Source organism: Caulobacter sp. UC70_42 (genome assembly GCF_044056025.1).
Taxonomy (GTDB): domain Bacteria; phylum Pseudomonadota; class Alphaproteobacteria; order Caulobacterales; family Caulobacteraceae; genus Caulobacter.
The window spans coordinates 1,245,159-1,271,007 of the sequence record NZ_CP171994.1 but is presented as its reverse complement, the minus strand read 5'-3'; the positions used below and the strand labels follow the sequence as shown (position 1 = coordinate 1,271,007).

General features: G+C 69.0%; 19 protein-coding genes and 7 pseudogenes. 15 read left to right on the top strand and 11 right to left on the bottom strand.

What is annotated here, in order from left to right; all coding sequences use genetic code 11:
- Nucleotides 1-82: 82 nt before the first annotated feature.
- Nucleotides 83-545: pseudogene (locus tag ACHMW8_RS06595) on the bottom strand (TIGR02300 family protein).
- 117 nt (nt 546-662) lie between these two features.
- On the opposite strand from ACHMW8_RS06595, the gene aroA reads away from it, so the two are divergent.
- From aroA to mscL, 5 genes and pseudogenes are all read left to right on the top strand, one after another.
- Complete coding sequence (gene aroA, locus ACHMW8_RS06590; RefSeq protein ID WP_395445083.1) at nt 663-1,994, top strand: 3-phosphoshikimate 1-carboxyvinyltransferase; 1,332 nt, start codon at nt 663-665, stop codon at nt 1,992-1,994.
- A 1-nt stretch (nt 1,995) separates the two neighbouring features.
- Nucleotides 1,996-2,640, top strand: coding sequence for a (d)CMP kinase (cmk, locus tag ACHMW8_RS06585; protein WP_395445082.1), 645 nt, complete (start codon nt 1,996-1,998; stop codon nt 2,638-2,640).
- Between the two features lie 150 nt (nt 2,641-2,790).
- Nucleotides 2,791-4,500: pseudogene (gene rpsA, locus ACHMW8_RS06580) on the top strand (30S ribosomal protein S1).
- A gap of 224 nt (nt 4,501-4,724) precedes the next feature.
- Nucleotides 4,725-5,015: an integration host factor subunit beta gene (locus tag ACHMW8_RS06575; protein WP_010921415.1), complete on the top strand. Its 291-nt coding sequence runs from the start codon at nt 4,725-4,727 to the stop codon at nt 5,013-5,015.
- 82 nt (nt 5,016-5,097) lie between these two features.
- A pseudogene (mscL, locus tag ACHMW8_RS06570) lies at nt 5,098-5,521 on the top strand (large-conductance mechanosensitive channel protein MscL).
- On the opposite strand, the gene ACHMW8_RS06565 reads toward mscL, so the two are convergent.
- The 3 genes and pseudogenes from ACHMW8_RS06565 to ACHMW8_RS06555 form a co-directional block, all read right to left on the bottom strand.
- Nucleotides 5,511-6,131 carry a flavin monoamine oxidase family protein gene (locus ACHMW8_RS06565; protein WP_395445081.1) on the bottom strand — a complete coding sequence of 207 codons (621 nt, stop codon included), beginning with the start codon at nt 6,129-6,131 and terminating at the stop codon, nt 5,511-5,513. The pseudogene mscL and the gene ACHMW8_RS06565 overlap by 11 nt on opposite strands.
- A gap of 157 nt (nt 6,132-6,288) precedes the next feature.
- Nucleotides 6,289-6,744, bottom strand: a pseudogene (locus ACHMW8_RS06560) (FAD-dependent oxidoreductase); the annotation flags it as partial.
- Between the two features lie 35 nt (nt 6,745-6,779).
- Nucleotides 6,780-9,660, bottom strand: a pseudogene (locus ACHMW8_RS06555) (M16 family metallopeptidase).
- A gap of 161 nt (nt 9,661-9,821) precedes the next feature.
- Here ACHMW8_RS06555 and ACHMW8_RS06550 point away from each other — a divergent pair.
- The 6 genes from ACHMW8_RS06550 (at nt 9,822) to ACHMW8_RS06525 (ending at nt 14,575) form a co-directional block, all read left to right on the top strand.
- Complete coding sequence (locus ACHMW8_RS06550) at nt 9,822-10,409, top strand: biliverdin-producing heme oxygenase (protein WP_125159588.1); 588 nt, start codon at nt 9,822-9,824, stop codon at nt 10,407-10,409.
- Nucleotides 10,378-11,643: a GAF domain-containing protein gene (locus tag ACHMW8_RS06545; RefSeq protein WP_395445080.1), complete on the top strand. Its 1,266-nt coding sequence runs from the start codon at nt 10,378-10,380 to the stop codon at nt 11,641-11,643. Before ACHMW8_RS06550 ends, ACHMW8_RS06545 begins: the two co-directional genes overlap by 32 nt.
- Nucleotides 11,535-11,897: a hypothetical protein gene (locus ACHMW8_RS06540; RefSeq protein WP_395445911.1), complete on the top strand. Its 363-nt coding sequence runs from the start codon at nt 11,535-11,537 to the stop codon at nt 11,895-11,897. Before ACHMW8_RS06545 ends, ACHMW8_RS06540 begins: the two co-directional genes overlap by 109 nt.
- Entirely contained in the window at nt 11,828-12,913 is a 1,086-nt protein-coding gene (locus ACHMW8_RS06535) for an HWE histidine kinase domain-containing protein (RefSeq protein WP_395445079.1), read from the top strand. The genes ACHMW8_RS06540 and ACHMW8_RS06535 overlap by 70 nt, the downstream gene beginning before the upstream one ends.
- Nucleotides 12,914-13,070: 157 nt before the next feature.
- Nucleotides 13,071-13,859: a serine hydrolase domain-containing protein gene (locus tag ACHMW8_RS06530; protein ID WP_395445078.1), complete on the top strand. Its 789-nt coding sequence runs from the start codon at nt 13,071-13,073 to the stop codon at nt 13,857-13,859.
- Nucleotides 13,838-14,575, top strand: a complete 738-nt coding sequence (locus ACHMW8_RS06525) for a serine hydrolase domain-containing protein (protein WP_395445077.1) — start codon at nt 13,838-13,840, stop codon at nt 14,573-14,575. Before ACHMW8_RS06530 ends, ACHMW8_RS06525 begins: the two co-directional genes overlap by 22 nt.
- Here the strand turns inward: ACHMW8_RS06525 and ACHMW8_RS06520 are convergent.
- The 5 genes and pseudogenes from ACHMW8_RS06520 to ACHMW8_RS06500 form a co-directional block, all read right to left on the bottom strand.
- Complete coding sequence (locus ACHMW8_RS06520; protein WP_125159585.1) at nt 14,572-15,000, bottom strand: thiol-disulfide oxidoreductase DCC family protein; 429 nt, start codon at nt 14,998-15,000, stop codon at nt 14,572-14,574. The genes ACHMW8_RS06525 and ACHMW8_RS06520 overlap by 4 nt on opposite strands.
- Nucleotides 14,997-15,557, bottom strand: a complete 561-nt coding sequence (locus ACHMW8_RS06515; protein WP_370450258.1) for an SRPBCC family protein — start codon at nt 15,555-15,557, stop codon at nt 14,997-14,999. The genes ACHMW8_RS06520 and ACHMW8_RS06515 overlap by 4 nt, the downstream gene beginning before the upstream one ends.
- 70 nt (nt 15,558-15,627) lie before the next feature.
- Nucleotides 15,628-17,572 (bottom strand): annotated as a pseudogene (gene acs, locus ACHMW8_RS06510) (acetate--CoA ligase).
- A 113-nt stretch (nt 17,573-17,685) separates the two neighbouring features.
- Nucleotides 17,686-19,206, bottom strand: a complete 1,521-nt coding sequence (adh, locus tag ACHMW8_RS06505) for an aldehyde dehydrogenase (RefSeq protein ID WP_395445076.1) — start codon at nt 19,204-19,206, stop codon at nt 17,686-17,688.
- A gap of 114 nt (nt 19,207-19,320) precedes the next feature.
- Complete coding sequence (locus tag ACHMW8_RS06500; protein WP_395445075.1) at nt 19,321-20,280, bottom strand: GAF domain-containing protein; 960 nt, start codon at nt 20,278-20,280, stop codon at nt 19,321-19,323.
- Between the two features lie 198 nt (nt 20,281-20,478).
- Between ACHMW8_RS06500 and ACHMW8_RS06495 the strand changes: the two genes are divergently transcribed.
- Nucleotides 20,479-21,234: a creatininase family protein gene (locus tag ACHMW8_RS06495; protein ID WP_395445074.1), complete on the top strand. Its 756-nt coding sequence runs from the start codon at nt 20,479-20,481 to the stop codon at nt 21,232-21,234.
- Here ACHMW8_RS06495 and ACHMW8_RS06490 read toward each other — a convergent pair.
- Nucleotides 21,231-22,325, bottom strand: a pseudogene (locus ACHMW8_RS06490) (XdhC family protein). The gene ACHMW8_RS06495 and the pseudogene ACHMW8_RS06490 sit on opposite strands and share 4 nt — an antisense overlap.
- Here ACHMW8_RS06490 and ACHMW8_RS06485 point away from each other — a divergent pair.
- Both ACHMW8_RS06485 and ACHMW8_RS06480 read left to right on the top strand, forming a co-directional pair.
- Nucleotides 22,318-23,196 carry a bifunctional regulator KidO gene (locus ACHMW8_RS06485; protein WP_395445073.1) on the top strand — a complete coding sequence of 293 codons (879 nt, stop codon included), beginning with the start codon at nt 22,318-22,320 and terminating at the stop codon, nt 23,194-23,196. The pseudogene ACHMW8_RS06490 and the gene ACHMW8_RS06485 overlap by 8 nt on opposite strands.
- Before the next feature lie 166 nt (nt 23,197-23,362).
- A complete protein-coding gene (locus tag ACHMW8_RS06480) occupies nt 23,363-24,067 on the top strand; it encodes a glycosyltransferase family protein (protein WP_125159579.1) in 705 nt (234 codons plus the stop codon).
- 64 nt (nt 24,068-24,131) lie between these two features.
- Here the strand turns inward: ACHMW8_RS06480 and ald are convergent, their stop codons facing one another.
- Nucleotides 24,132-25,244: an alanine dehydrogenase gene (ald, locus tag ACHMW8_RS06475; protein WP_395445072.1), complete on the bottom strand. Its 1,113-nt coding sequence runs from the start codon at nt 25,242-25,244 to the stop codon at nt 24,132-24,134.
- Nucleotides 25,245-25,364: 120 nt separating this feature from the next.
- Here ald and ACHMW8_RS06470 point away from each other — a divergent pair, with 120 nt between their 5' ends.
- On the top strand, nt 25,365-25,838 hold the full coding sequence (locus ACHMW8_RS06470; protein WP_125159577.1) for an Lrp/AsnC family transcriptional regulator: 474 nt from the start codon (nt 25,365-25,367) through the stop codon (nt 25,836-25,838).
- Nucleotides 25,839-25,849: the final 11 nt, after the last annotated feature.

The following is a 25,849-nucleotide window of genomic DNA, read 5'->3' as shown; positions in this document are numbered from 1 at the left end:
TGTCGCACCCCGGAAAACCCCTGTGGATAGCCGGGTTCGGGGATCCGAACCCGGCTATCCATCACGTGGCCGACCTCAAGGATCAGTCGTCGTCGCCCTCGCCGGGCAGGCCTTCGATCTCGTCGTCGAGATTGTCGTCGTCGTCCTCGTCCTCCAGGAACGGAACGTCGTCGGCTTCGTCCTCGGCGAGATCCTCGTCCTCGGCGAAGTCGACGCCCAGGTCGTCACCGCCCGCGGGGGCGGCCGGGCTCGACGTCTTCGTCGTCGGTCTCGATGACGTCCGGCTCGACCTTGTCGATTTCCGGCGTTTCATCGACTTCGTCCTCGAAGCCGTCCTCGTCCTTGGGCGCGGGGGCGGGCTTCTCGTCCTCGGCGTCATAGTCCGGCGTGATCGAACGAGCGCGGACGCGGCGCGACTTCAGCGCCTCTTCCGGGTCGAACGACTCGCCGCACTTGGGACACACGGCCGGACGGCGGCCGAGATCGTAGAATTTGGATTGGCAGTTGGGGCAAATTTGTTTTGCGCCCAATTCGGGATTGGCCAAGTGGCGACCCTTTGATCCGGATGGGAAAAGCGGCCGGTCACTTGCCATGACGAGAGCCCGCTGTCAAAAGCAAACCCCTTCGCGAAAACCACCAAGCACCAAGGAGCCGGTTTCGGCATGTCGTCGGCTGGATTAAAGAGCGCACCCGCAGGCGCTCTGCGAGGGATCGTGCGGGCCCCGGGTGACAAGTCCATTTCCCACCGATCGATGATCCTGGGCGCGCTGGCGACCGGGACGACGACGGTGGAAGGCCTGCTGGAAGGCGACGACGTGCTCGCCACCGCGCGGGCCATGCGGGCCTTCGGCGCGCGCGTCGAGCAGGAAGGCGCTGGCCGCTGGCGCATCGAGGGCAAGGGCGGGTTCGAGGAGCCGGCCGACGTGATCGATTGCGGCAACGCCGGCACCGGCGTGCGCCTGATCATGGGCGCGGCGGCGGGCTTTCCGATCTGCGCGACCTTCACCGGCGACAGTTCGCTGCGCAGCCGTCCGATGAGCCGGGTGCTGGATCCGCTGGCCCGCATGGGCGCGACCTGGCTGGGTCGCGACAGGGGCCGTCTGCCCCTGACGCTGAAGGGCGGCAATCTGCGCGGCCTGAACTACACCCTGCCGATGGCCTCGGCCCAAGTGAAGTCGGCCGTGCTGCTGGCCGGCCTTCACGCCGAGGGCGGCGTCGAGGTCATCGAGCCGGAAGCCACCCGCGACCATACCGAGCGCATGCTGCGCGCCTTCGGGGCCGAGGTGATGGTCGAGGATCGGATCGTCGGCGAGAAGACCTTCCGCCACATTCGCCTGCCGGAAGGCCAGAAGCTGACCGGCGCGCATGTCGCCGTTCCGGGCGACCCCTCGTCGGCCGCCTTCCCGCTGGTCGCGGGGCTGATCGTCCCCGGCTCGGAAGTGACGGTCGAGGGCGTGATGCTCAACGAATTGCGCACCGGCCTCTTCGCGACCCTGCAGGAAATGGGCGCGGACCTGGTGATCTCGAACCGGCGCGTCGCCAGCGGCGAGGATGTCGGCGACATCACAGCCCGCTATTCCAAGCTCAAGGGCGTGATCGTCCCGCCCGAGCGCGCGCCGTCGATGATCGACGAATATCCGATCCTGGCCATCGCCGCCGCCTTCGCGGAAGGCGAGACGGTGATGCGCGGCGTAGGCGAGATGCGCGTCAAGGAAAGCGACCGCATCGCCCTGACGGCGGCGGGTCTCGAAGCCTGCGGCGTCGACGTCGAGGAGGAGCCGGAGGGCTTCATCGTCCGCGGGACCGGCCAGCCGCCGCGGGGCGGGGCGACCGTCGAGACCCATGGCGACCACCGGATCGCCATGAGCCACCTGATCCTGGGCATGGCCGCCCAGGCTCCGATCGCCGTCGACGAGCCGGGCATGATCGCCACCAGCTTCCCGGGCTTCGTCGACCTGATGCGCGGCTTGGGCGCGACCCTGGCGGAAGCCTGACGTGGCGGGCTTCGTCATCGCCGTCGACGGCCCCGCCGCCTCGGGCAAGGGCACCATCGCCGGACGCCTGGCGGCGCTTTATGGCTATCCCCTGCTCGACACCGGCCTGTTGTACCGCGCCGTGGGCGTGGGCGTGCTCGCCGGGGCGGGAGACCTGGACGACCCGATCGCGGCCGAGAGCGTGGCGCGCGCCCTGGACCTTTCGGACCTGGACCGCGCCGAGGTGCGGACCCGTGCGGCCGGCGAGGCCGCCAGCCGCGTGGCCGTGCATCCCGGCGTTCGGGCGGCCCTGTTCGACCTGCAGCGCGACTTCACCCGCCGCGAGCCCGGCGCGGTGCTGGATGGGCGCGACATCGGCACGGTGATCGCCCCCGGCGCGCCGGCCAAGCTGTACGTCACCGCGCGTCCCGAGATCCGCGCCGAGCGGCGCTGGAAGCAGCTGACGGGCCAGGGCGAGGTCGTGGATTTCGAGGACATCCTGGCCGATATCCACAAGCGCGACGCGCGAGACGGCGGCCGCAAGGACGCGCCGATGACTCAGGCGCGAGACGCCGTCTTGCTCGACACGTCGGAAATGACTATAGAGCAGGCCTTCGATGCGGCCCGCCGTATCGTCGAGGACGCGCGCGCCCATCATCGGCTCTAGCCGGTAGGGCAAATCCACCGCCGACCTCGCCGCGATAGAGAGAACGTCGCGGGACCGCAGAAAACCCACTTCATCCGGAATCCCGAGAACCGCTTTCTCCGGCGGCGCTCGCCATAGGGCTTCCCCCAACCTACGAGACTAAAGATCAGCATGGCTGACGATATGAGCTTCAACCCGACGCGCGACGATTTCGAAGCGCTGCTGAATGACTCGATGGGCGGCCGCGATTTCGCGGAAGGCACCGTCGTCAAGGGCAAGGTCGTCGGGATCGAAAAGGACTTCGCCATCATCGACGTCGGTCTGAAGACCGAAGGTCGCGTCCAGCTGAAGGAATTCGGCGTCGACGAGAACGGCAAGGCCACCATCAAGACCGGCGACACCGTCGAAGTCTTCCTGGAACGCCTCGAAAACGCGATGGGCGAAGCGGTCATCAGCCGCGAAAAGGCCAAGCGCGAAGAAGCCTGGACCCGTCTGGAAGGCGTCTACGCCCGCAACGAACCCGTCATGGGCGCCATCGTCGGCCGCGTGAAGGGCGGCTTCACCGTCGACCTGGGCGGCGCCTCGGCCTTCCTGCCGGGCTCGCAAGTCGACATCCGTCCGGTCCGCGACGTCGGCCCGCTGATGGGCAAGGAACAGCCCTTCGCCATCCTCAAGATGGACCGTCCGCGCGGCAACATCGTCGTCTCGCGTCGCGCCATCCTGGAAGAAGCCCGCGCCGAGCAGCGCACCGAACTGGTGTCGCAGCTGCAAGAGGGTGAAATCCGCGAAGGCGTCGTCAAGAACATCACCGACTACGGCGCGTTCGTCGACCTGGGCGGCATCGACGGCCTGCTGCACGTCACCGACATGAGCTGGAAGCGCGTCAACCACCCGAGCCAGGTGCTCGCCGTGGGCGACACCGTGAAGGTCCAGATCGTCAAGATCAACCCGGACACCCAGCGCATCAGCCTCGGCATGAAGCAGCTGCAGTCGGATCCGTCGGGATGGCGTTGAAGCCGAGTACCCGGTCGGCGCCAGTTCACGGGCCGCATCACCAACATCACCGACTACGGCGCCTTCGTGGAGCTGGAAGCCGGCGTCGAAGGCCTGGTGCACGTCTCGGAAATGTCGTGGACCAAGAAGAACGTCCACCCCGGCAAGATCGTCTCGACCTCGCAGGAAGTCGACGTCGTGGTCCTGGACGTCGATCCGTCCAAGCGCCGCGTCTCGCTGGGCCTGAAGCAGGCCCTGGCCAACCCGTGGGAAGCCTTCCTGGAAGCGCACCCGGTCGGTTCGACCGTCGAAGGCGAAGTCAAGAACGCGACCGAGTTCGGTCTGTTCGTCGGCCTCGACAACGACATCGACGGCATGGTTCACCTGTCGGACATCGACTGGAGCGTCCCGGGCGAAGAAGCCATGGCCCGCTACAAGAAGGGCGACGTGGTCAAGGCGAAGGTTCTCGACGTCGACGTCGAGAAGGAACGCATCTCGCTGGGCATCAAGCAGCTGGCTGGCGACCCGATGTCGGGCGACACCTACCGCAAGAACCAGACCGTGACCGTCACCGTCACGGAAGTCACGTCGGGCGGCATCGAAGTCCGCTTCGGTGAAGACGACGCTCCGATGACCGCCTTCATCCGCAAGTCGGACCTGTCGCGCGATCGTCAGGAACAGCGCCCCGAGCGCTTCGCCGTGGGTGACCGCGTCGACGCTCAGATCACCAACATCGACAAGGCGGCTCGCCGCGTGTCGCTGTCGATCAAGTCGCTGGAAATGGCCGAAGAGAAGGAAGCCATCGAGCAGTTCGGCTCGTCGGACTCCGGCGCTTCGCTGGGCGACATCCTGGGCGCCGCTCTGCGCGAGCGCGCTTCCAAGGAATAGTCTTCTTCCCCTTGTGGGTTGAAGTCAGCGGCGGCCGGAGCGATCCGGCCGCCGTTTTCTTTTGCCGGGCAGTTCGTGGTCATCCGCGCGGCGAAGGGTTGGCGAAGGGCGGCCGTTAACCGAACCCCGTTCGAGAATCTCACGCAACCCCTTGAAGACTCAGCCATCGTTGGGCAAAGGTCCGCTCGCGCCTTTCTCCTCCCAAGGGCGTTCCGGGGATATCGATGATCAAGTCTGAACTCATCGCCAGGCTCGCGAATGAAAATCCGCACCTGACGCAGAAAGACGTCGAACGCGTGGTCGGCGTGATCCTTGAGCGCATGATCGGAGCCCTGGAGGACGGCGGCCGCGTCGAGCTGCGCGGTTTTGGGGCCTTGTCGGTCCGCTCGCGCCCCGCTCGCACCGGTCGTAACCCGCGCACCGGCGAGGCGGTGGACGTCCGCGCCAAGCACGTGCCGTTCTTCAAGAGCGGCAAGGAACTGCGCGCCCGCCTCAACGCCGACGGCGACGAATAACAACAATCGTGACCCGGGGTTGACCCTGGACGGCGAACGCCTTCAGCCTTCGCGCCGTATTCGAGGCAGCGAGAGTTTTGTCATGAGCGTCGTCAAGGAATTTCGCGAGTTCATCGCCCGGGGCAACGTCATCGACCTGGCTGTCGGTGTGATCATCGGCGCGGCGTTCAACGGCATCGTCAAGAAGTCTGGTCGACCAGGTGATCATGCCGCCGATCGGGCTGCTGACCGGCGGCCTCAACTTCTCCAAGCTGGAATGGGTGCTGCGGCCCGAGGATCCGGCGACCGAGGCGGTCGAGAAGGTCTCGATCATGTACGGCGCCTTCATCAACACCCTGATCCAGTTCTTCATCGTGGCGATGGTGGTGTTCCTGCTGGTCAAGGTGGTCAATGGCATCCGCCGCCAGGACGCTGAGCAGCCCGCGCCCAGCGCCCCGCCGGCTCCGACGCCGGAAGAGAAGCTGCTGACCGAAATCCGCGACTTGCTGGCCAAGCCTAAGGCTTGAGGCTCTCGATAGCCGCCCGCGCCGCCGCCTGGCCCGTCAGCCAGGCGCCGTGGGCGGTGGAGAAGAAGTTGGGGCTGCAGGCCTCGCCGGCGAAGAACAGGCGCTGGTCGACCGGCGCGGCCAGCACGGCCCTTGCGCCGGCATGGCCGGGCAGGGCGTGGGAATAGGAGCCGCCGGCGAAAGGGTCGGCGGCCCAGTGCGTCTCGGCGATCACGTGGACCTTCGATCGGATGCCGCCGCCGTACACGCCGACCAGCCCGTCGACAGCGAAGGCCGCCGCCGCGCCGGGTCCCTGGCCCTCCAGCGCGCGGGCGTGGGCGCCGCCCAGGAACACCTCGATCATCGGCCTGTGCAGCGGCCGTAGGTGATAGGCGCCGGTCGCCGTGACGCGAGGGTCGGAATAGAGCTGGGTCTCCGGCGGGACCATGTCCGGCTCGTCCAGCTTCAGGAACACCTTGTCGGCCAGGCCCAGCGGCAGGCCGGCGGCGGCGTCCAGCTTGTCGGGCAGGGCGGGCATGAACCGCAGGGCGCCGGTGGCGAGGATCGGCGTGGGCGCGCAGACGATGACGGCCCTGGCCGAGACCGTCCCCAGCGCCGTCTCCAACTCCACCCGCGGGCCGTCGTGGCGGATCATCGAGACGGGGCAGGAGCAGGTGCGTCGGCAGATCGCCGCCCAGCCGCGAGATGGCCGTCCCGTAGCCCTCGGCCACCCGCCAATTGACCTCGGTGTCCTCATAGGCGGCGTAGTCGTGCAGCGAGACCTGGTCGAATTCCGCGCCGTTGTAGAAGGCGCTGAAGGCGTTCAGCAGCGGGGTCCAGCGACTGTCCGGATCCAACAGGTTGGACGCCGGCCGGTCGGGTCCGCCGTCCCGGGCCGCCGCCTCGATCCGCGCGTCCAGGGCCTGGAACGCCTCGCCGAATTCGGCGCGCGCCTCGCGGCTGAAGACCGGGCTGTCGGCGATATTGGCCCAGGGCGGCGGGGTCTTGTCGAGGGTCAGGCCAAGCGCTTCGACCTTGGCGACCAGCGGGTTCACGTCGGCCGAGTGTAACCACTCGCAGCCCAGGTCGATGGGGCCGAGGGCGCTCTGGATCGTATGGGCGCGCCCCCCGAGGCGGTCGCGGGCCTCCAGCAGGACGCCCCGCAGCCCGCTGGCGGCCACGGCCTCGGCGGCGGCGAGCCCGGCGGCGCCGGCGCCCACGATCGCGATGTCGACCTCGTCCATGGAGACCTCAATCGGATCGTGGGCTTTCGTCGTCGCTACTTTTGCAGGCTTGGCGCGTCGAGGTCCAGCTTGTCGGCCGGGATCACCGTGGCGTTCGGCGCGGCCTTGGCCAGGTCAGCGCCCATGGCCTTGGCGTCGCCGGCGACGATGACGCTCATCTGGGCCGGGTCCAGTTTGGCCTTGGCGAAGGCCTGGACCTCTTCCGGGGTCACGGCCTCGACCTTGGCGGCATAGCTCTGGATCTCGGTCAGCGGCACGCCATAGACGGCGTAGTTGCCCAGGATGTTGGCCAGGCCTTCCGAGGTGCCGAGATCACGCCCGAAATTGCCGACCAGCACCGATTTCCGCGCGGCCAGTTCGCCGGCCGAGGCCGGCTCGGCGCCCAGGCGGCTCAGCTCGGCGCGGGTCAGGGTGACGACCTCGCCAGCCGAGGGGTTCTTGGTCTGCACGCGCGCCGAGAAGCCGCCGAAGCGGCCTTGCGGCGTCAGGCTGGAGCCCGCCCCGTACGACAGGCCGCGCTTGATGCGAATTTCCTGGTTCAGGCGCGAGCTGAAGCCGACGCCCAGCACCGTGTTGGCGACCACGCCCTGGTAATAGTTCGGGTCGGCGCGGGTGATGGCCGGCTTGGCCAGCACCACGGCCGCCTGCCCGGTGCCGGGTAGGTCGATGACGACGTTGCGCGGCGCGTAGCCGGTCGGGGCGGCCGGCGGGGCCGGCGGCGGCGTGGCCGGCTTCTTCCACGATCCAAAGGCCTTCTCGGCCAAGGCGAAGCCGGCCTCGGGCGTCAGGTTGCCGGTCAGCACCAGCACGGCGTTGTCGGGACGCCAGTAGGTCGCATGGGTCTTGGCCAGATCCGCGCGCTTGATCTTCGGCAGCGAGCCGGGCGTGCCGCCGGCCACGTGGCCATAGGCCGATCCGGCGTAGAGCACGGGCGCGGTGGCGAAGGCGGCCAGCGTGCCCGGACGCTGGAACGAGACCGACAGGCCGTCCAGGGTCTCGGTGCGGACGCGGTCCAGCTCCTCGGCGGAGAAGGTCGGGTGCTCGGCGACGTCGGCCATGATGGCCATGGCGGGCGCGGCGTTGTTGGCCGTGACGCTGAGGGTCAGCGAGGAGGCTTCCCAGCCCGAGCCGGCTTCGAGATTGGCGCCCAGGGCTTCGGTCTCGCGAGCGACCTGGGTGGCCGAGCGCGTGGTGGTGCCCTCGGTCAGCAGCTCCGAGGTCAGGTTCGACGTACCGGCCAGACCGGCGGGATCCGAGCTGGCCCCGCCCTTGACGGTCAGGTCGGCGGTGATCAGCGGCAGGTCGCTGGACTTGGCGACGATGACCCGCAGGCCGTTGGCCAGGGTCTTCTCGGCCGGGCTGGGCATCACGGCCGGCACCGGCGCGCCGATGGCGGGCGGCGTCTCGCGTTCGCCTTCCGGCGCGAGCGTGGTGACCGCGCCGTCGAACTTGACCGAGGCGACCTTCGGGATCGGCGGCGTGGCGTCCTTCTCGCCGGCCGGGCGGTCCTTTTCCGGCAGGTAGCGGATCACCGTGCGGCGGTCGTCGGCCAGATACTTCTTCGCCACGCGCTGGATGTCGGCGGCGGTGACGGCCTGCAGCTTGGCCAGGGCGGTGTTGGCGACGGCCGGATCGCCCTCGGTCTCAAGGGCATAGCCGAGCGCGAAGCCGCGGCCGTCGATCTCCTCCCGGCGGCGGACGGCGTCGGCCAGCAGGCCGGCCTTGGCCTCGGCGAGCTCTGCGGGGGTGACCAGGCCATCGCGGACGCGGGCGACCTGGGCGCGCAGGGCCGCTTCGCCTTGGGCCACCGTCTTGCCGCCGGCCATCACCGCGCCGACATAGAACAGGCCCGGCTGGGCGTTGTTGGGGGCGCTGGAGAACACCGACTGGGCGATCTTCTGGTCGTAGACCAGGCTGTCATAGAGCCGCGAGGACTTGCCGGCCGACAGCACCGCGTCCAGCACCGTCAGGGCGGGGGGTGTCCTTGTCGGCGGCGGCCGGGGCCAGCCAGGTGATGGCCAGCGCCGGCAGCGGCACGTCGGGACCGTAGGTGTTGACGCTCTTGGGGCCGGTGCGGGGCGGCTCGACGACGGTCACCTTCGGGATCGTTCCGGCCGGCGTCTTCAGGGGGCCGAAATACTGGTCGATCATCGCGTCCAGCTTAGCCTGATCGAAATTGCCGACGACGATCAGGGCCGCGTTGTCCGGCCGGTAGTAGGTGGCGTGGAAGGCGCGGACGTCGTCGACCGTCGCCGCGTCCAGCTCCTCGATCGAGCCGATGCCGGGGCGCTGGTAGGGGTGGGTGGTGAACGACTGCTGCGGGATCGATAGCGCGAAGAAGCGGCCGTACGGGTCGGCCAGGACGCGCTGGCGCAGCTCTTCCTTCACGACGTCGCGTTCGGAGGCGAACACCGCTTCGTCGATGACCAGCGACTTGAGGCGGTCGCTTTCGGCCCAGAGCAGACGCTCCAGGTGGTTGGCCGGCGCGACCTCGTAATAGTTGGTGAAGTCGTCCCAGGTGGAGGCGTTGTTGAAGCCGCCCACGTCCTCGGTCAGGCGGTCCAGCGTTTCGCTGGGCATGTTGCGGGTGGCCTTGAACATCAGGTGTTCGAAGAGGTGCGCGAATCCCGACCGTCCGCGCGGGTCGTCCTTGGAGCCGACGCCGTACCAGACCTGAACCGAGACGTTCGGCGTGGTCGTGTCGCGCGAGGTGTAGACCTTCAGGCCGTTGGCCAGCACGCGCTGCTGGTAGACGATCGGCGGCACCGTGATCGGCGGACGCGCCGCGGCGACGGCCGGCCTCGCCTGAGGCTTGGCCTTCGTGGCCGCCATGGCCATCGGCGCCCATCCCAGCGTGGAGAGGGCCGTGGTGGAAAGGGCCGCGGCCACGAGGGCCAGCTTGGCGGTGCGGATCATGCGAGAAGATCTCCTGAACAGTCGGGCTCGACCCTAGCATCGCGCCCGACGTGGTAAACCTTACTGTCCTGTCATGTGGGCGGAACCAATCGGCGACGTCGGTGTTACGACGGATTGTGTCGCCCCTTCCGCGTGACGGGTTCGATCCGGCTGGGGGAAATTTGTCCGAAAGTTCGCTTCGCGACCGCCTGCGCGCGGCCACCTCCGAGAGCCATGCCGCTCTGGACGCCCAGGTCGCCGCCTGGCGTATCGAGACGACTGTGGGATATGGCGCGTTCCTTTCGGCTTCGGCCCTGGCCATAGCGCCGCTGGAACGGGCTCTGGAACGGGCCGGGGTCGCCGAATGGCTGCCCGACTGGCCCGGGCGCGTCCGCCGCACCGCCCTGGCCGGAGATCTCGCCGCCCTCGGCCTGGAAATCCCGCCGTTCGCCACGGCTCTCGTTCCATCGCCGGACTTCGGAGCCGGCCTGCTCTATGTCCTGGAAGGTTCGCGTCTGGGCGCCCGCGTCCTGGCCCGCCAGGTCAGCGCGTCCGGCCACGACCTGCCCCTGGCCTATCTGACCCAGGGCGAGGGCGATGACCTCTGGCGAACATTTCTTGCTTGGCTTGAGAAACCCAATGTCGGGACTCGGACAGACGAGGTAGAGGCCGGAGCGCGATATGGCTTTCAGTACTTCTCGGACGTGTTCGAGACGATAGTCCCGCCCGGAGCCCTGAATGTCCGAACCGGCGCCCATGTCCGGGTTTGAAGTCGACCTGACCAACTGCGATCGGGAGCCGATCCACATTCTCGGCTCGGTGCAGCCGTTCGGCTTTCTTTTGGCGGTCAATTCCGACTGGCTGGTGATCCATGCCTCGACCACCACCCTGCGCTATCTGGGCCTGGCCCCCGCCGACCTGATCGGCAAGCCCCTGAGCCAAGTGCTGGGCGGCCACGCCCTCCACAACATCCGCGGCCGCCTGCAGATCATGCGCGGCGCTGACGCGGTCGAGCGGATGTTCGGCCAGCCCCTGGTCGACGGCGGCGAGGACTTCGACCTCGCCCTGCACTATTCCGGCCGTCTGCTGATCATCGAGGGCGAGCCCAGCCATCCCGATGTCCTGATCGAGGCCGCCTCGGCCGTGCGCTCGATGACGACCCGCATCGCCGCGCGACCGACGTTCGAGGACTTTTGCCACGAGGCCGCCCGCCAGGTGCGGGCCCTGACCGAATTCGACCGGGTGATGGTCTACCGCTTCGCCCATGACGGCGCCGGCGAGGTGATCGCCGAGTCGGTGCGGCCGGGCATTGGCTCGTTCCTGGGCCAGCGCTACCCGGCCTCGGACATCCCCGTGCAGGCCCGCGCCCTCTACGAACGCAACTGGCTGCGGATCATCGCCGACGTCGACGCCGAGGTCTCGCCGATCATCCCGCCGACCAGCCCGGCGGGCGAGCCCGTCGACCTGTCGATGAGCATGCTGCGCGCGGTCTCGCCGATCCACATCGAGTATCTGCGCAACATGGGGGTGGCCGCCTCGCTGTCGATCTCGATCCTGCGCGACGGCAAGCTGTGGGGCCTGTTCGCCTGCCATCACTACGCGCCCAAGCACATCAGCTACGAGCGCCGCACGGCCGCCGAGCTGTTCGGCCAGCTGTTTTCCCTGACCCTGGAGAGCCGCGAGCGCGAGATCGAGACCCGGCGCATGGCCGAGGCGCGCAACCTGCACGACCGGATGATGAGCGCCGTGGTCAGCGCTCCCCAGGGGGCGGACAGTCTGATCCCGTTCCTCGAACGACCTGTGCCGCCTGGTCGGCTGCGATGGCCTGGCCCTGTGGCTCGAGGGGCGGCTGACCCTGCGCGAACTCCACGCCAGACGCCAGCGACGTCCACACTCTGCTGCGCATTCTGCGGGAAAAGGACACCCATTCGGTCTTCGCGACCAACGAGATCGCCGGCCTGCTGCCCTCGGCGACCGTCTGGTCGCAGAAGGCGGCGGGCATGATGGCCGTGCCGCTGTCGCGTACGCCGCGCGACTACCTGATCTTCTTCCGCAAGGAGGAAGCCAAGACTGTGGTCTGGGCCGGCAAGCCCGCCAAACTGGTCCAGGTCGGCCCCCTGGGCGACCGCCTGACCCCGCGCAAGAGTTTCGAGGCCTGGGAAGAGACGGTGCGCGGCCAGAGCCGGCCGTGGACCACGGTCGAACGTTCGCTGGCCGAGAGCCTGCGGGGAGCCTGCTGGAGATCGTCTTCCGCCTGACCGACCTGGCCGACGAGGAGCGCCAGCGCGCCAACCAGCGCCAGGAGCTGCTCATCGCCGAGCTGAACCACCGGGTGCGCAACATCCTGGGCCTGATCCGCGGCCTGATCAGCCAGAGCAAGGCCGGGGTCTCGACCGTCGAGGCGTTCGCCGAGGTCGTCGGCGGCCGCGTCCAGGCCCTGGCCCGGGCTCACGACCAGATCACCCGCCACCAATGGGGGCCGGGGGCGCTCAGCGACCTGATCACCGCCGAGGCCGAGGCCTATCTGTCCACCAAGGCCGACCGGGTTCGCCTCAAGGGCGCGCCGATCGCCCTGGCGCCGGACGCCTTCTCGATCCTGTCCCTGGTCATCCATGAGCTGATGACCAACTCGGCCAAGTACGGCGCTCTGTGCGACCAGCGCGGCCACGTGGCCATCGACTGGACGCGCGACGTCAAGGGCGACCTGATCATCGACTGGCGCGAGCGCGACGGTCCGCCGGTCAAGCCGCCGACCCGCCGGGGCTTTGGCTCGACCATCATCGAGCACTCGATCCCCCACGACCTGAACGGTGAGGTGGCCCTGGACTATCGGACCGAGGGTTTGCAGGCCCGCATCCGCATTCCTGGCCGCTACGTCTCCAGCGAGAGCGCGACCGCCGCCGTGAGCCAGCCGCGCCGGGCCGACACGCCGGTGCGGGCGCCCGAGCGGATGCTGGTGCTCGAGGACAACATGATCATCGCGCTGGATCTCGAGGACATGCTGGTCCGGCTGGGCGTCAAACAGGTCATCGTCGCCTCCAGCGTCGCCCAGGCCTTCGAGGCCATCAACGACGAGAAGCCGCCGTTCGCGATCCTGGATGTCAATCTGGGCCAGGAGACCAGCTTCCCGGTGGCCGAGGCCCTGCAGGACGCCGGCGTGCCGTTCGCCTTCGGCACCGGCTTCGGCGACAGCGCCGCCTTCCCGGAACGGTTCCGGGATACGCCCGTGCTGCAGAAGCCCTACAGCGCCGAGAGCGTGGCGGCGTTGTTCTAGACGACCGATTTCAGAAAAGTTCGTAGGGCCTGCCTCCAAACGACGGCGCTAAAGCCTCTAACGGGAGGAGACCGCTTTCCGACGCCGGTCGGCATGCTCCGATCATAGATCAGCGCCGGCCGAAAGGCTGGCCGATCGCTTCAGTCGTGGGGCATGCATGAACTTTCCGAGTGCGTTGACGGCCGCCTTTTTCACCGCCGCCCTCCTGTGGGGGCCCGTGGCGTCCGCCGCGCCCGTTCCCGGCCCGGAAGCCAGGGACATCGATGTCTTCACGCGCAAGGCCCTGGCGCGAATCGGCGTCGTTCCCGGCCTTTCTCTCGCCGTGGTCCGCGGCGAAGAGCCCGTGATCACCGCCGGATTCGGGGCCGCCAATGTCGAGACGGGCGTCGCGGTCGACGCCGACACCCGCTTCTACGTCGCCTCCGCCACCAAGTCGTTCACCGCGCTCGCGATCGCGGCGATGGCCGCCCGCGGCGCGGTGGACCTGGATACGCCCGTGGCGGATTGGGCCGGATCAACCAAGCTCCCGCCCGACATCGCCCGGTCCATCACCCTGACCGATTTGCTCAGCCACCGATCCGGCGTCGAGAACGATCCGATCGCCTTCCGCGCGGCGATGTCCGGCGATCATTCGCCAAGGCTGATGCAGGCGCTCCTGGCCGAGACGGTGAAGAGCGCCGACACGCCCCATGGGACGTTTCGCTACACCAACACCGGCTACAATCTCGCCACCACCCTGATCGAGCGGCGCTTCGGCCCCGACTGGCGGGCCCTGGTGAGCCGGGAGGTCTTGGTCCCGGCGGGCCTGACCCAGACCACGGCGTGGGTTTCGCGAGCGCGGAGGGGCGGCGTGGTCGCGGTGGGCCATACGCCCGGCCCCGACGGCGCCTCGTCACCCAGTTCGCTGCAGAAGTCGACGCCACGATGCAGTCGGCGGGCGGCCTGATGTCCAGCGCCAACGACATGGCCCGCTGGCTGGAGCTCCAGATCAATGATGGCGTGCTGGATGGCCGGCGCGTGTTCCCCGCCGGGCTGGTGGACGCGACGCACCGCCCGCGCGTCGCCCAGAAGGCCGTGTTCGGCCCCTATAGCCGCGACGGCTATGGCCTGGGATGGCAGACGGGGCGCTATGGCGACGACGTGCTGATCCACCACTTCGGCAACTTCGCCGGCTCAAGGACCCACGTTTCCTTCATGCCCGGCCGGCGGCTGGGCGTGGCGATCATGGCCAACGAGGACTTCATGGCCGGAGAGCTGGTCGATCTGCTGGCGGACTATGTCTATGACCGGTTCGCCGGGCGTCCCGATCTGGAGGCTCACTATGACGCCGAGCTGGCCGCTCTGGCGGCGCGCCGCGACAAGCGCCTGGCGGGCCTGTCGGCGAGCCGCGCCGAGCGCGCGGCGCGACCCTGGCCGCTCTCGCGGCCGACCAGCGCCTATGTCGGGACCTATGTCGACCCGGCCATGGGACGGATGGAGATCTCGGAGGCGAACGGCCTCATGAAGGTCCGGATCGGCGTCATGTCGGCCCTGGCCGAGGCCTTCACCAAACCGGAGACCATCCGCGTGGAGCTCTCGCCGCTTCAGGGTGAGGCGATCACGTTCGCGGGACCCGACAGCCTCGTCTTCGAAGGGCGGACCTTCCTCCGGGCGCCCCGTTAAGGACGGCTTTTCGAATCCTCCAGATCCAGCACGAACCGCCCGCGCTGCTCCGGTGTCGGAACCCTGCAGCGGTCCCTCCTGCCCGTCAGCCGGTAACGGTTGGCCGCGATCCAGTCGTAGGCCGCGTCCATCGGCCCTCTCGGCAGGCGATCGATGACGGCGAGCCAACGCCAGGGGGCGCGCAGCCGGCGCAGCAGCGCGCCGATGGCGGCGGTCTTGGTCAGGGGACGGCCGTTGTCGAGGAACAGGAAGCTCGCGGGCGTATCGGGATCCAGGCCATGCCGAGCGGCCAGCACCCGGCCATAGGGCGACTGGATCGGGGTGAAGCGGATCGCGCCTTGGCGGTCCAGGCGCAGCACCGTCCGGACGGTCCCGTCGCAGAGCGCGCAGACGCCGTCGAACAGCATCAGGCCGTCCTCGCTCATCGTCCCTCGCACTCTCGTCGCAGGGCCTTCAGGGATTGGGGCACGTCGCGGCGCATCATGGCGCTGATCAGGCCGGCGGGCGCGGCGAAGGGCGCGGTGGCCCACAGGTCGTAGGTGACGCGCGTGCGAGCGCCGCCATCCAGCGGCTCCAGCCGCCAGGCCCCCTCGCAGGCCCGGATGTCGCCGCCGATGCAGGTGAAGCGGATCAGCCGGTCGGGCTCCAGGGTGACGCGCGACGTGGAGCGCAGGCTCGGCAGGAAGAAGCTCCACTTGACCGTGTGCTCGCGGATCTCCGTCCCGTCCGCCGCGCGCGAGACGACGCGGCAGCTCTTGACGCCCGGGCTCATGCGGGCCGCGCGGTCGCAGTCCAGGATGACGCGGAACACGACGGCCGGCGGCGCGTCGATCTCGACATTGGCCCGCACCATGCCGCGCCCGTGGTTGTCGGCGTGGGCCTCGACCGCGATGCCGTCGCCCTTCGTCTCCCACTCGGCGTCGGCCCGGGCGGGCCCCGCCAGGGCGATGAAGAGGGCGAAAGGGACCAGCCGGCGCATCATGCTGAAGCTAACGCGCCGATGTGGCTTTCGTCAGGCGCCGTCACCGCCTTTTTGGCGATGACGGTCGGCTTCAGGCCCCGGCTCGATTTCTGACGAGATCATCGACGACCGACGGATCGGCCAGCGTGGAGGTGTCGCCCAGGCTGCCCAGTTCGTTCTCGGCGATCTTGCGCAGGATGCGGCGCATGATCTTGCCCGAGCGGGTCTTGGGCAGGCCGGGGGCCCACTGGATGACGTCGGGCGCGGCGAACGGGCCGATCTCGTGACGGACCCACAGGACCAGGGCCTTGCGCAGGTCCTCGGTCGGCTCGACCCCGGCGTTGAGGGTGACATAGGCGTAGACGCCCTGGCCCTTGATGTCGTGGGGATAGCCGACCACGGCGGCCTCGGCGACGGTCTCGTGGGCCACCAGGGCGCTCTCGATCTCGGCGGTGCCCAGGCGGTGGCCCGAGACGTTGATCACGTCGTCGACCCGGCCGGTGATCCAGTAGTAGCCGTCGGCGTCGCGCCGGCAGCCGTCGCCGGTGAAGTACTTGCCGGGATAGGTCGAGAAATAGGTCTCGAAGAAGCGCTGGTGGTCGCCATAGACCGTGCGCATCTGGCCCGGCCAGCTGTCGGTGATGACCAGATTGCCCTCGGTCGCGCCGTCCAGCACGCCACCCTCGGCGTCGACCAGCTGCGGCTTGACGCCGGGCAGGGGCTTGGAGGCCGAGCCGGGCTTGAGGTCGGTGGCCCCGGGCAGGGGGGTGATCAGCATGCCGCCGGTCTCGGTCTGCCACCAGGTGTCGACGATGGGCAGCTTCTCCTTGCCGACCACGCGGTGGTACCAGAGCCAGGCCTCGGGATTGATCGGCTCGCCGACGCTGCCCAGCACGCGCAGGGACGACAGATCGTTCCGGGTCACGTAGTCGTCGCCCTCGCGCATCAGAGCCCGCAGGGCCGTGGGGGGCGGTGTAGAAGATCTCGACCCTGTGCTTGTCGATCACCTCCCAGAAGCGGCTGGGGGTGGGATAGTTGGGCACGCCCTCGAAGATCAGGCTGGTCCCGCCATTGGCCAGGGGGCCATAGACGACATAGCTGTGACCGGTGACCCAGCCGACATCGGCCGTGCACCAGAACACCTCGCCCGGCTTGTAGTCGAACACCGCCCAGAAGGTCCACGAGGCCCAGGCCAGGTAGCCGCCTGTGGTGTGCAGCACGCCCTTGGGCTTACCCGTCGAGCCCGAGGTGTAGAGGATGAACAGCGGATCCTCGGCGTGCATCGGCTCGGGCGGGCAGTCGGTCGACACCGCCTCGCGGACATCCTGCCAGACGATGTCGCGGTTCTTGACCAGGGGCACGTCGGCGCCGGTCCAGCGGACCATCAGCACCTTGCCCACCCAGGGGCAGTGCTTGAGCGCCTCGTCGATATTGGCCTTCAGCGGGATGCGCTTGCCGCCGCGCTTGCCCTCGTCGGCGGTGATCACGAAGTGGGAGGCGCAGTCCTGGATGCGGCCGGCGATGCTGTCGGGCGAGAAGCCGCCGAACACCACCGAATGGACCGCGCCGATCCGCGCGCAGGCCAGCATGGCGACGGCGGCGATCGGGATCATCGGCAGGTAGATCGTCACCCGGTCGCCCTTCTGGACGCCCTGGACCTTGAGGACGTTGGCCATGCGGCAAACCTCCTCGTGCAGCTGGCCATAGGTCAGGGTGTCGGAGGTCCCCGGCTCGTCACCCTCGAAGATCAGGGCGATGTCGTCCTTCTTGGCCGGCAGGTGACGGTCGAGGCAGTTGGCGCTGACGTTCAGCACCCCGTCCTCGTACCAGCGGATGCGGAAGTCGTCCTTGTCGTAGGAGACGTCCTTGATCTTGGTCGGCGCCTTGATCCAGTCGAGGCGGGCGGCGATGTCGCGCCAGTAGCCCTCGGGGTCGGCCTCGACCTGGGCCACGGCGGCCGCATAGGCGGCGGCGTCGATGTGCGCGTGCTCCGCCAGCGCCTTTGGAACCGGGAAAACCTGTCCGTCACTCACCAGCCGCACTCCCTTATATCGTTGGTCGCCGGAATAGGCGAAGCCAGCCGCCCGGCGCAAGAAGACCATTGTGGTTTCTCGCGCTCAAGCGACTGGCGGACGGTTATTGGTCGGGATCAGAAAAAGCCCAACGCCTTGGGGCTGTAGCTGACCAGCATGTTCTTGGTCTGCTGATAGTGGTCGAGCATCATCTTGTGGGTCTCGCGGCCCACGCCCGACTGCTTGTAGCCGCCGAAAGCCGCGTGGGCCGGATAGGCGTGGTAGCAGTTGGTCCAGACGCGGCCGGCCTCGATGCCCCGGCCGAAGCGGTAGCAGCGGTTGGCGTCGCGGCTCCACACGCCCGCGCCAAGGCCGAAGGCGGTGTCGTTGGCGATGGCCAGCGCCTCCTCTTCGGTCTTGAAGGTCGTGACCGCCAGCACCGGGCCGAAGATCTCCTCCTGGAAGATCCGCATCTTGTTGTGGCCCTCGAACACGGTCGGCTCGACATAGTAGCCGTCGGCCAACTGGCCCGGCAGGACCTTGCGATGGCCGCCGGCCAGCAGCTTGGCGCCCTCGTTCCGGCCGATGTCCATATAGCCGAGGATCTTGTTCAGCTGCTCTTCGGAGGCCTGGGCGCCGATCATGGTGGCCGGATCCAGCGGACTGCCCTGGACCACGGCGTTGACGCGCTTGAGGGCCTTTTCCATGAACTTCTCGTAGATCGACTCCTGGACCAGCGCCCGGCTGGGGCACGTGCAGACCTCGCCCTGGTTCAGGGCGAACATGGTGAAGCCCTCCAGGGCCTTGTCGAGGAAGTCGTCGTCTTCCCGCGCCACGTCGTCGAAGAAGATGTTCGGCGACTTGCCGCCCAGTTCCAGCGTCACCGGGATCAGGTTCTGGCTGGCGTACTGCATGATCAGCCGGCCGGTGGAGGTCTCGCCGGTGAAGGCGATCTTGGCGATGCGCGGGCTGGAGGCCAGCGGCTTGCCGGCCTCGACGCCGAAACCGTTGACGATGTTGAGCACGCCGGCGGGCAGCAGGTCGCCGATCAGCTCGGCCCAGACCATGATCGAGGCCGGGGTCTGCTCGGCGGGCTTGAGCACCACGCAATTGCCGGCGGCCAGGGCCGGGGCCAGCTTCCAGCAGGCCATCAGCAGCGGGAAGTTCCACGGGATGATCTGGCCGACCACGCCCAGCGGCTCGTGGAAGTGATAGGCGACGGTGTCGTGGTCGATCTCGGAGATCGAGCCTTCCTGGCCGCGCAGGCAGCCGGCGAAATAACGGAAGTGGTCGATGGCCAGCGGGATGTCGGCCGCCAGGGTCTCGCGGATCGGCTTGCCGTTATCCCAGGTCTCGGCGGTGGCCAGAACCTCGAGGTTCTCCTCCATGCGGTCGGCGATGCGCAGCAGGATCCGCGAGCGGTCGGCGGCGCTGGTCTTGCCCCAGGCGGCCTTGGCGGCGTGGGCGGCGTCGAGGGCGCGCTCGATGTCGACATCCTGCGAACGGGCGATCTCGCAGATCTTGCGGCCGTGGATCGGCGAGCTGTTGTCGAAGTAGCGGCCGTCGGCCGGGGCGACCCATTGGCCGCCGATGAAATTGTCGTAGCGCGCCTTGAACGGCGGACGCGCCAGCGACTCGATGAATTCGGGTTTGGTCATGAGTTTCCTCCATGCGCCTGACGGCGTCTTGGAGGCGAGACTGGCGCGGCGCGGGCGCGATGGCGCATGCCGACCGGCGCACGGCGAGCCGAGTGTCTCAGATCTGAGACAGCTTCAGTGGAATTCCCGTCCGCGCGCCAGGTCCAGGCGCTTGAGCTTGCGGTTGAGGGTGGCGCGCGACAGCCCCAGCAGGCCGGCGGCGGCCGAGACATTGCCGCCGGCCTGGGTCAGGGCGCGGCGAACGGCGGCGCGTTCCGCCCTATCCAGATCAAGCGAGGCAAGATCGGCGGAGCGATCGGGCGAGGGCAGGCCGCGCTTCAGGGTCTCATCGGTCAGTTTCAGGGCTACGCGCGCGGCGCGGGTGGCGCCGATCACCACGTCGTCGCCGTCGACCGCCAGCATCGGGACGGACGCGCGATCGGCCGAGCTCTCGGGCAGCAGGACGATCCGCGCCTGGGGGAAGGCCTCGCGGAAGGCGCGGGCCTCGATGCGGCGGGCCGCGTCGGTGACGGCGCGCTCGACGAGGCCGGTCAGGCCCTCCAGACCCGAACGGCACGAGGAGACGTCCAGCGCCCCGGCCAGGCGTCCGGTCGGGTCGAACAGCGGCGCGACGGTGCAGGACAGGCCGATGTTGCGGGTGTGGAAATGCTGGTCGCGATGGATGGTCAGCACCCGCTGCTCGGCGAGGCAGGTGCCGATGCCGTTGGTGCCCTCGCGCGCCTCGCTCCACACCGCGCCGTTCCACAGGCCCCAGCGGCGGAACACCGGATCGTCGGCCGCCACGCCACGGCGATCGACCGGCACGCCCTCGGCATTGGTCAGCAGCACGCAGCAGCCGCCGTCGCCGACGGCCTGGAAGAGCGCGTCGAGATTGTCCTGGGCGGCGGCCAGCAGCGGGCCCATCCGGTCCTGGGCCTCGCGCAGCTCCGCGCCGGACAGGGTCTCGGGCGGCCTGCGGTTCTCGGGGTCGAGGCGATGCTGGGTCAGGCTGCGGCGCCACGAGGCGGCCAGCGGCGTCGCCGCGCCGTCGCGCAGCACTGACAGAACCCGTTCGGCATGGCCCGGTTCGGCCATCGCGCTTCCTCCACGGCCGGATTTCATCCGCCTCTTGTCGAAACATGACGCCACGACAAGCTCCGGCGCAAGTGCGGCATTTTGCGGTCGGCGCATTGAGGGTGGCGCGTGGCGAGCGCTGCGGCCGCTCACACTTTCGGCTGCCACGCTCGCGCGTTTGGGCGTAAAGCCGGGACGTTGCTGTTGAAGGAGCGTCCCATGCTGCTGGCCCTGTCCACCTGGTCCGAGATCGAAGCCCGCCTGCGGAGCAGCACGAGCGTGGTGGTGCCGATCGGCTCCAACGAGCAGCACGGTCCGACGGGTCTTCTCGGCACCGACTGGCTGTGCCCGGAGATCATCGCCCACGAGGCCAGCAAGCGGGCGAGCGACAGGATCCTGGTGGCCCCGACCTTCAACATCGGCATGGCCCAGCACCACCTGGCCTTTCCAGGCACCATCTTCCTGCGCCCGTCGACCTTCATCGCCGCGATCGGCGACTGGGTGCGGTCGCTGGGCGCGCACGGCTTCACGCGGATCTATTTCCTGAACGGCCACGGCGGCAACGTCGCCTCGATCGAGGCGGCCTTCTCGGAGATCTACGCCGAGTACAGCTTCCGGAAAGAGCGGGCGCCGTTCGCCCTGAAGCTGAAGAACTGGTGGGATCTGGCCGGCGTCAACGCCCTGGCCAACCGCCAATTCCCCGTCGGCCACGGTTCCCACGCGACGCCCTCCGAGATCGCCGTGACTCAGTGGGCCTATCCGGAGACGATCAAGACGACGGCCTATGAGCCGAAGATCGCGCCGTCGGGGCCGATCCGCGAGGCCCTGGACTTCCGCGCCCGCTACGCCGACGGCCGCATGGGTTCCGACCCGGCCCAGGCCACGCCCGAAAAGGGCGGCGAGCTGGTCGACATGGCGGTCAACGCGCTGCTGGAGGACATCGCCGCGTTCGGGGCCGAGACGGCGCCGGCCTAGGCTTCAACCGTCCGTCGCGCCAAGGCCGGTTGGCCATGCCGCGTGGCCATGATCTCGCCGATCACCGCCACGGCCACTTCGAACGGCGCCTTGCCGCCCAGGTCCAGCCCGATCGGCGCGCGCAGCTTGGCCAGGTCGCGGTCGCTCAGGCCGGAGGCCCTCAGCCGCGCGATCCGCTCCGGCAGTCGCCGCCGCGCGCCCAGCAGGCCGACATAGGGGGCGGGCGAGGGCAGGGCGGCCATCAAGGCGGCGTGGTCGATCTCCAGGTCGTGGCCGCAGACGGCGACGGCCGTCCAGGCGTCGAGGCCGATCGCGGCCAGGGCCTCGTCGACGGCCTCGCGACGATAGGCGACGTCCGGCAGGGGCGGCGGCGCGGCTGGACCCTTGGGGCGCACCAGATGGGTCTCGAAACCGGACTGAACGCCCAGGCTCGCCACCGCCAGCGCGGTGGGGTCGCCGCCCAGCACCACCAGCCGCGGGGCTGGGTCATGGGCGCGCTCGAAGGCTCCGGGCCACGGGGCCTGCGGCTCCTCGAACGCACAGCCGGTGCGCGCCGTCGCTGATCCAGAAGGCGGGCGCGCGGGCGTTGGCCAGGTCCAGCAGGGTCCGGGCGGCCGGGTCGTCGGGGGCGATCTTCTCGACCAGGATCTCGATCCGCGCGCCGCACAGCAGGCGGATGTCCGGCCAGGGACTGCCCTCGCCGTAGACGAGGCGGCGCGGCTGGCCGTCGGCCAGGCAGGCCCGCGCGTGGATCTCGACGTCCGCCTCGATGCAGCCGCCCGACAAAAAACCCGAAAGAATATTTTCGCCGAACACCATCTGGGCGCCGACCGGACGGGGTCCGCCGTCGCCCAGGGCGATGATGGTGGCCAGGGCCGCCGGCCCTCGGCAAAGCGCCGCCGCCAAGGCGGGACGGGCGTCGTCGGCCATGCCGTGCATGGGCCATGGGTCGGCATTGGCGTCGTCTGAGCGGTCGGTCGTCATCGGTGTGACTTTAACCCCTCGGCAAGGTTCCAGAAACCGGATGTTCAAACCTTGGCGCGTACCGTCGCGGTCTGTTGATGTTTTCGCGCACGGATGGCGATGTCCATTTCGGTCTCAAAACTCGGTTTGGCTGCGGCCCAGTTCGGCCTCGACGGCGGTAGCTCGTCGGCGCCGCGTGGTCGCTCGCCCGAAGCCGAAGCGCGCGACATTCTCAATATCGCCGCCCGCGCCCGCCTGTCGGTGCTGGACGCCTCGGGCCTGTTCGGCCGCGCCGAGACCCTGCTGGGCGACCTGATCCCGCGCCCAGTGCCCTTCCGCGTCTGCCTGGCCACGGCCCGCGCCGATCGCGGGCCCGACCATGTGGAGACCGAGGCTCGCGCCGCCCTGCGCCGAATCGGCGTCGAGCGCGCCGATTCGATCGTCGTCCACTCGCCCTCGGAACTGTTCGGCGCGCACGGCGCGGCCCTCTGGGATCGGCTGCTGCGTCTCAAGGACCAGGGCCTGTTCGCCAAGGTCGGCATCGCCGCCCACGCCACGGACGACCCGGTCGGCGTCGCCCGTCGCTTCAAGCCCGATATCCTGCAGGCTCCAGCCAGCCTGCTCGACCAGCGCCTGCTGGCCGACGGTTCGCTGCAACGCATCGCCGGCATGGGCGTCGAGGTCCACCTGCGCTCGATCTTCCTGAATGGCCTGCTGTTCCTGCCGCCCGATCGCGTCCCGGCCCAGCTGAAGGGCGCCTCGGGCCGTCTGTCGCGCGTGCGCCGGATGATCGCCGAGGGCCGCTCGGATCCACTCCAGGCCGCTCTGGGCTTCGCCCTGTCGCGCCCGGAAGGCTCGGCCGTGCTGGTCGGCGTCAACTCGGCCGCCGAGCTCTCGGCGGTGGTCGCCGCCGCCTCCAGCCCGCCGCCGGACCTCGACTGGGACGAGATGGCGATCGACGATCCCGTCGCGCTCGACCCGCGACGTTGGGTCGCCTGACGCCCACCCGGAATCAATCCCGACAATAGGTCATGCTCGAGGACGGGCGCGATTTCGCGCGTCGTTGAGCTTCGATTAAGCCTGCCGATTAATCTCGCGTAAGGTTCTGATTCATCGGGGTTTTATGAATATTGTCTAGTTTCCTCTCAACGAAGGGAGACGCGTCATGATCCTCGCCGTGCTTCAGGCCCGCATGGGTTCGTCCCGACTGCCGGGCAAGTCGATGGCCACCCTGCGGGGCGAGCCGATGATCGTGCGCCAGCTGGAGCGCCTTCGCGGCGCCCGCTGCCTGTCCAAGATCATCGTGGCGACCAGCAGCGAGACGGTCGACGACGCCCTGGCCGGCTTCCTCGTCTCGCGCGGCCACACCGTCCATCGCGGGGCCGGCGCCGATATTCTGGCCCGCATCGCCCGCTGCGCCGAGGCGATCAGTTCGGTCAGCCATGTGGTGCGGCTGAAGGGCGACGCGCCGTTCATGGACCCGGGAATCATCGACGACGCCGTCCGCATGGCCCTGTCCAGCGGCGCCGACTACACGTCCAACCGCGTGCATCGCACCTTCCCGGCCGGTCTCGAGGTCGAGGTGATCACGGCCGCCGCGCTGCGCGCCGCCGCCGCCGAGGAACGTGACCCGCAAGCCCGCATCTCGCCGACCGCCGCCATCCGCAACCAGCCCCAGCGCTGGAGCCAGGCCCACCTGAAGGCCCCGCGGGACTGGTCGCGCCTGGACTGGCGGGTCAAGACCGCCGCCGACCTGGCCTTCGCCCGCTCGGTCTACGACGCCCTGCACCCGGTCGACCCGGACTTCCGGATGACCGACGTGTTGGACATGGTCGAGAGCCGCCTGGACATCGCCCGCTTCGCGGCGTGATCCCAAGGCGCGAATACAGGAAGGGCGCCGTGCGAAGCCGCGCGGCGCCCTTTCACGTTCTGGACTACTTCCAGGCCCCGTAGGGATCGACCGAGGTCTTGCCCAGCGCCTCGGCCACGGCCGGATGGGTCAGTTCACCGTTCAGGACGTTGAGACCGCGCGCCAGATGGACGTTGGCCTTCAGGGCGTCCAGGCCCTTGTCGGCCAGGGCCAGGCCGAACGGCAGGGTGGCGTTGCCCAGGGCTTCCGACGAGGTGCGCGGGGCCGCGCCCGGCATGTTGGCCACGCAGTAGTGGACGACGCCGTCGACCGTATAGGTCGGTTCGGCGTGGGTGGTCGGCTTGCTGGTCTCGAAGCAGCCGCCCTGGTCGATCGAGACGTCCACCAGCACCGAGCCCGGCTTCATCTGCTTCAGGTGCTCGCGACGCACCAGCTTCGGCGCGGCCGCGCCGGCGGTCAGCACGGCGCCGATGATGACGTCCGCCTTGAGGATCTCGTCCTCGACGGCGGCGAAGGTCGAATAGCGGGTCAGGATGCGGCCCTGGTACAGGTCATCCAGTTCGCGCATGCGCGGGATCGAGCGTTCCAGCACCACGACCTCGGCGCCCAGGCCGGCGGCCATGCGGGCGGCGTTGCTGCCGACCACGCCGCCGCCCAGCACGACCACGCGGGCCGGCGGCACGCCGGGCACGCCGCAGAGCAGCAGGCCCATGCCGCCATTGTGCTTGAGCAAGGTCTCGGCCGCCGAGAACACGGCGATCCGGCCGGCCACTTCCGACATGGGGGCCAGTAGCGGCAGGCCGCCCTTGGCGTCGGTGACGGTCTCATAGGCGATGGCCGCGCAGCCGCTCTTCAGCAGGCCTTCGGTCTGGGCGGGATCCGGCGCCAGATGCAGGTAGGTGAAGAGGATGTGGCGAGGCTCGAGCTTTTCCCACTCGACCTTCTGCGGTTCCTTGACCTTCACGATCATGTCCGCGCCAGCGAAGACCGCCGCAGCGTCGGGAGCGATTGTCGCGCCGGCTTTGACATAGACTTCGTCGGCATAGCCAGCGCCCAGGCCAGCGCCCGACTGGACGAGGACGGTGTGGCCGTGGCCGACATATTCGCGGACGGCCGTGGGGGTCAGGCCCACCCGGTGTTCGCCCGGTTTGATCTCGGAAGGGACGCCTACGCGCATGGTGCTTTCCTCCAGAAGCGATTTGACGCCGGTTTACGCCTCGCGGCCCGCAGGTTCCCTGGGGATTTCATGCAGCTAGAACCGTGGTATGCAGGAATCCTGCGTGAAAGGTATGTTCAGGTGAAGAAACCTCCTGTGAACCTCGACGGCTTCGACCGGAAGCTTCTCCGCCTGCTTCAGCGGCGGGGCCGCGCCAGCTATGTGGAAATGGGTGAGGCGGTGAATCTTTCCGAGTCCGCGTGCCTGCGTCGCGTGCGGGCGCTGGAGGAGGCCGGGGTCATCGGGCGCTACGCGGCGGTGATCGACGAGCGGGCGGTGGGCCTGCCGCTCAGCGTCTTCGTCACGGTGACCCTATCGTCGCAGGCGGAGGCCGCGCTGAGCGCCTTCGAGAAGGCCATCGCCAGTGTTCGCGAGGTGGCGGAGTGCTACCTGATGACCGGCGGCTCGGACTACCTGCTGCGACTGGTGGTGCGCGACGTCGACGACCTGGAACGGGTCCACGCCCAGGAACTGACCCGGATCCCGGGCGTGGTGCGCGTCAGCAGCAGTATCGCCATGCGAACGGTCGTTAAGCGCGTCGAACTGCCGCTGTGAGACTTCGAGCT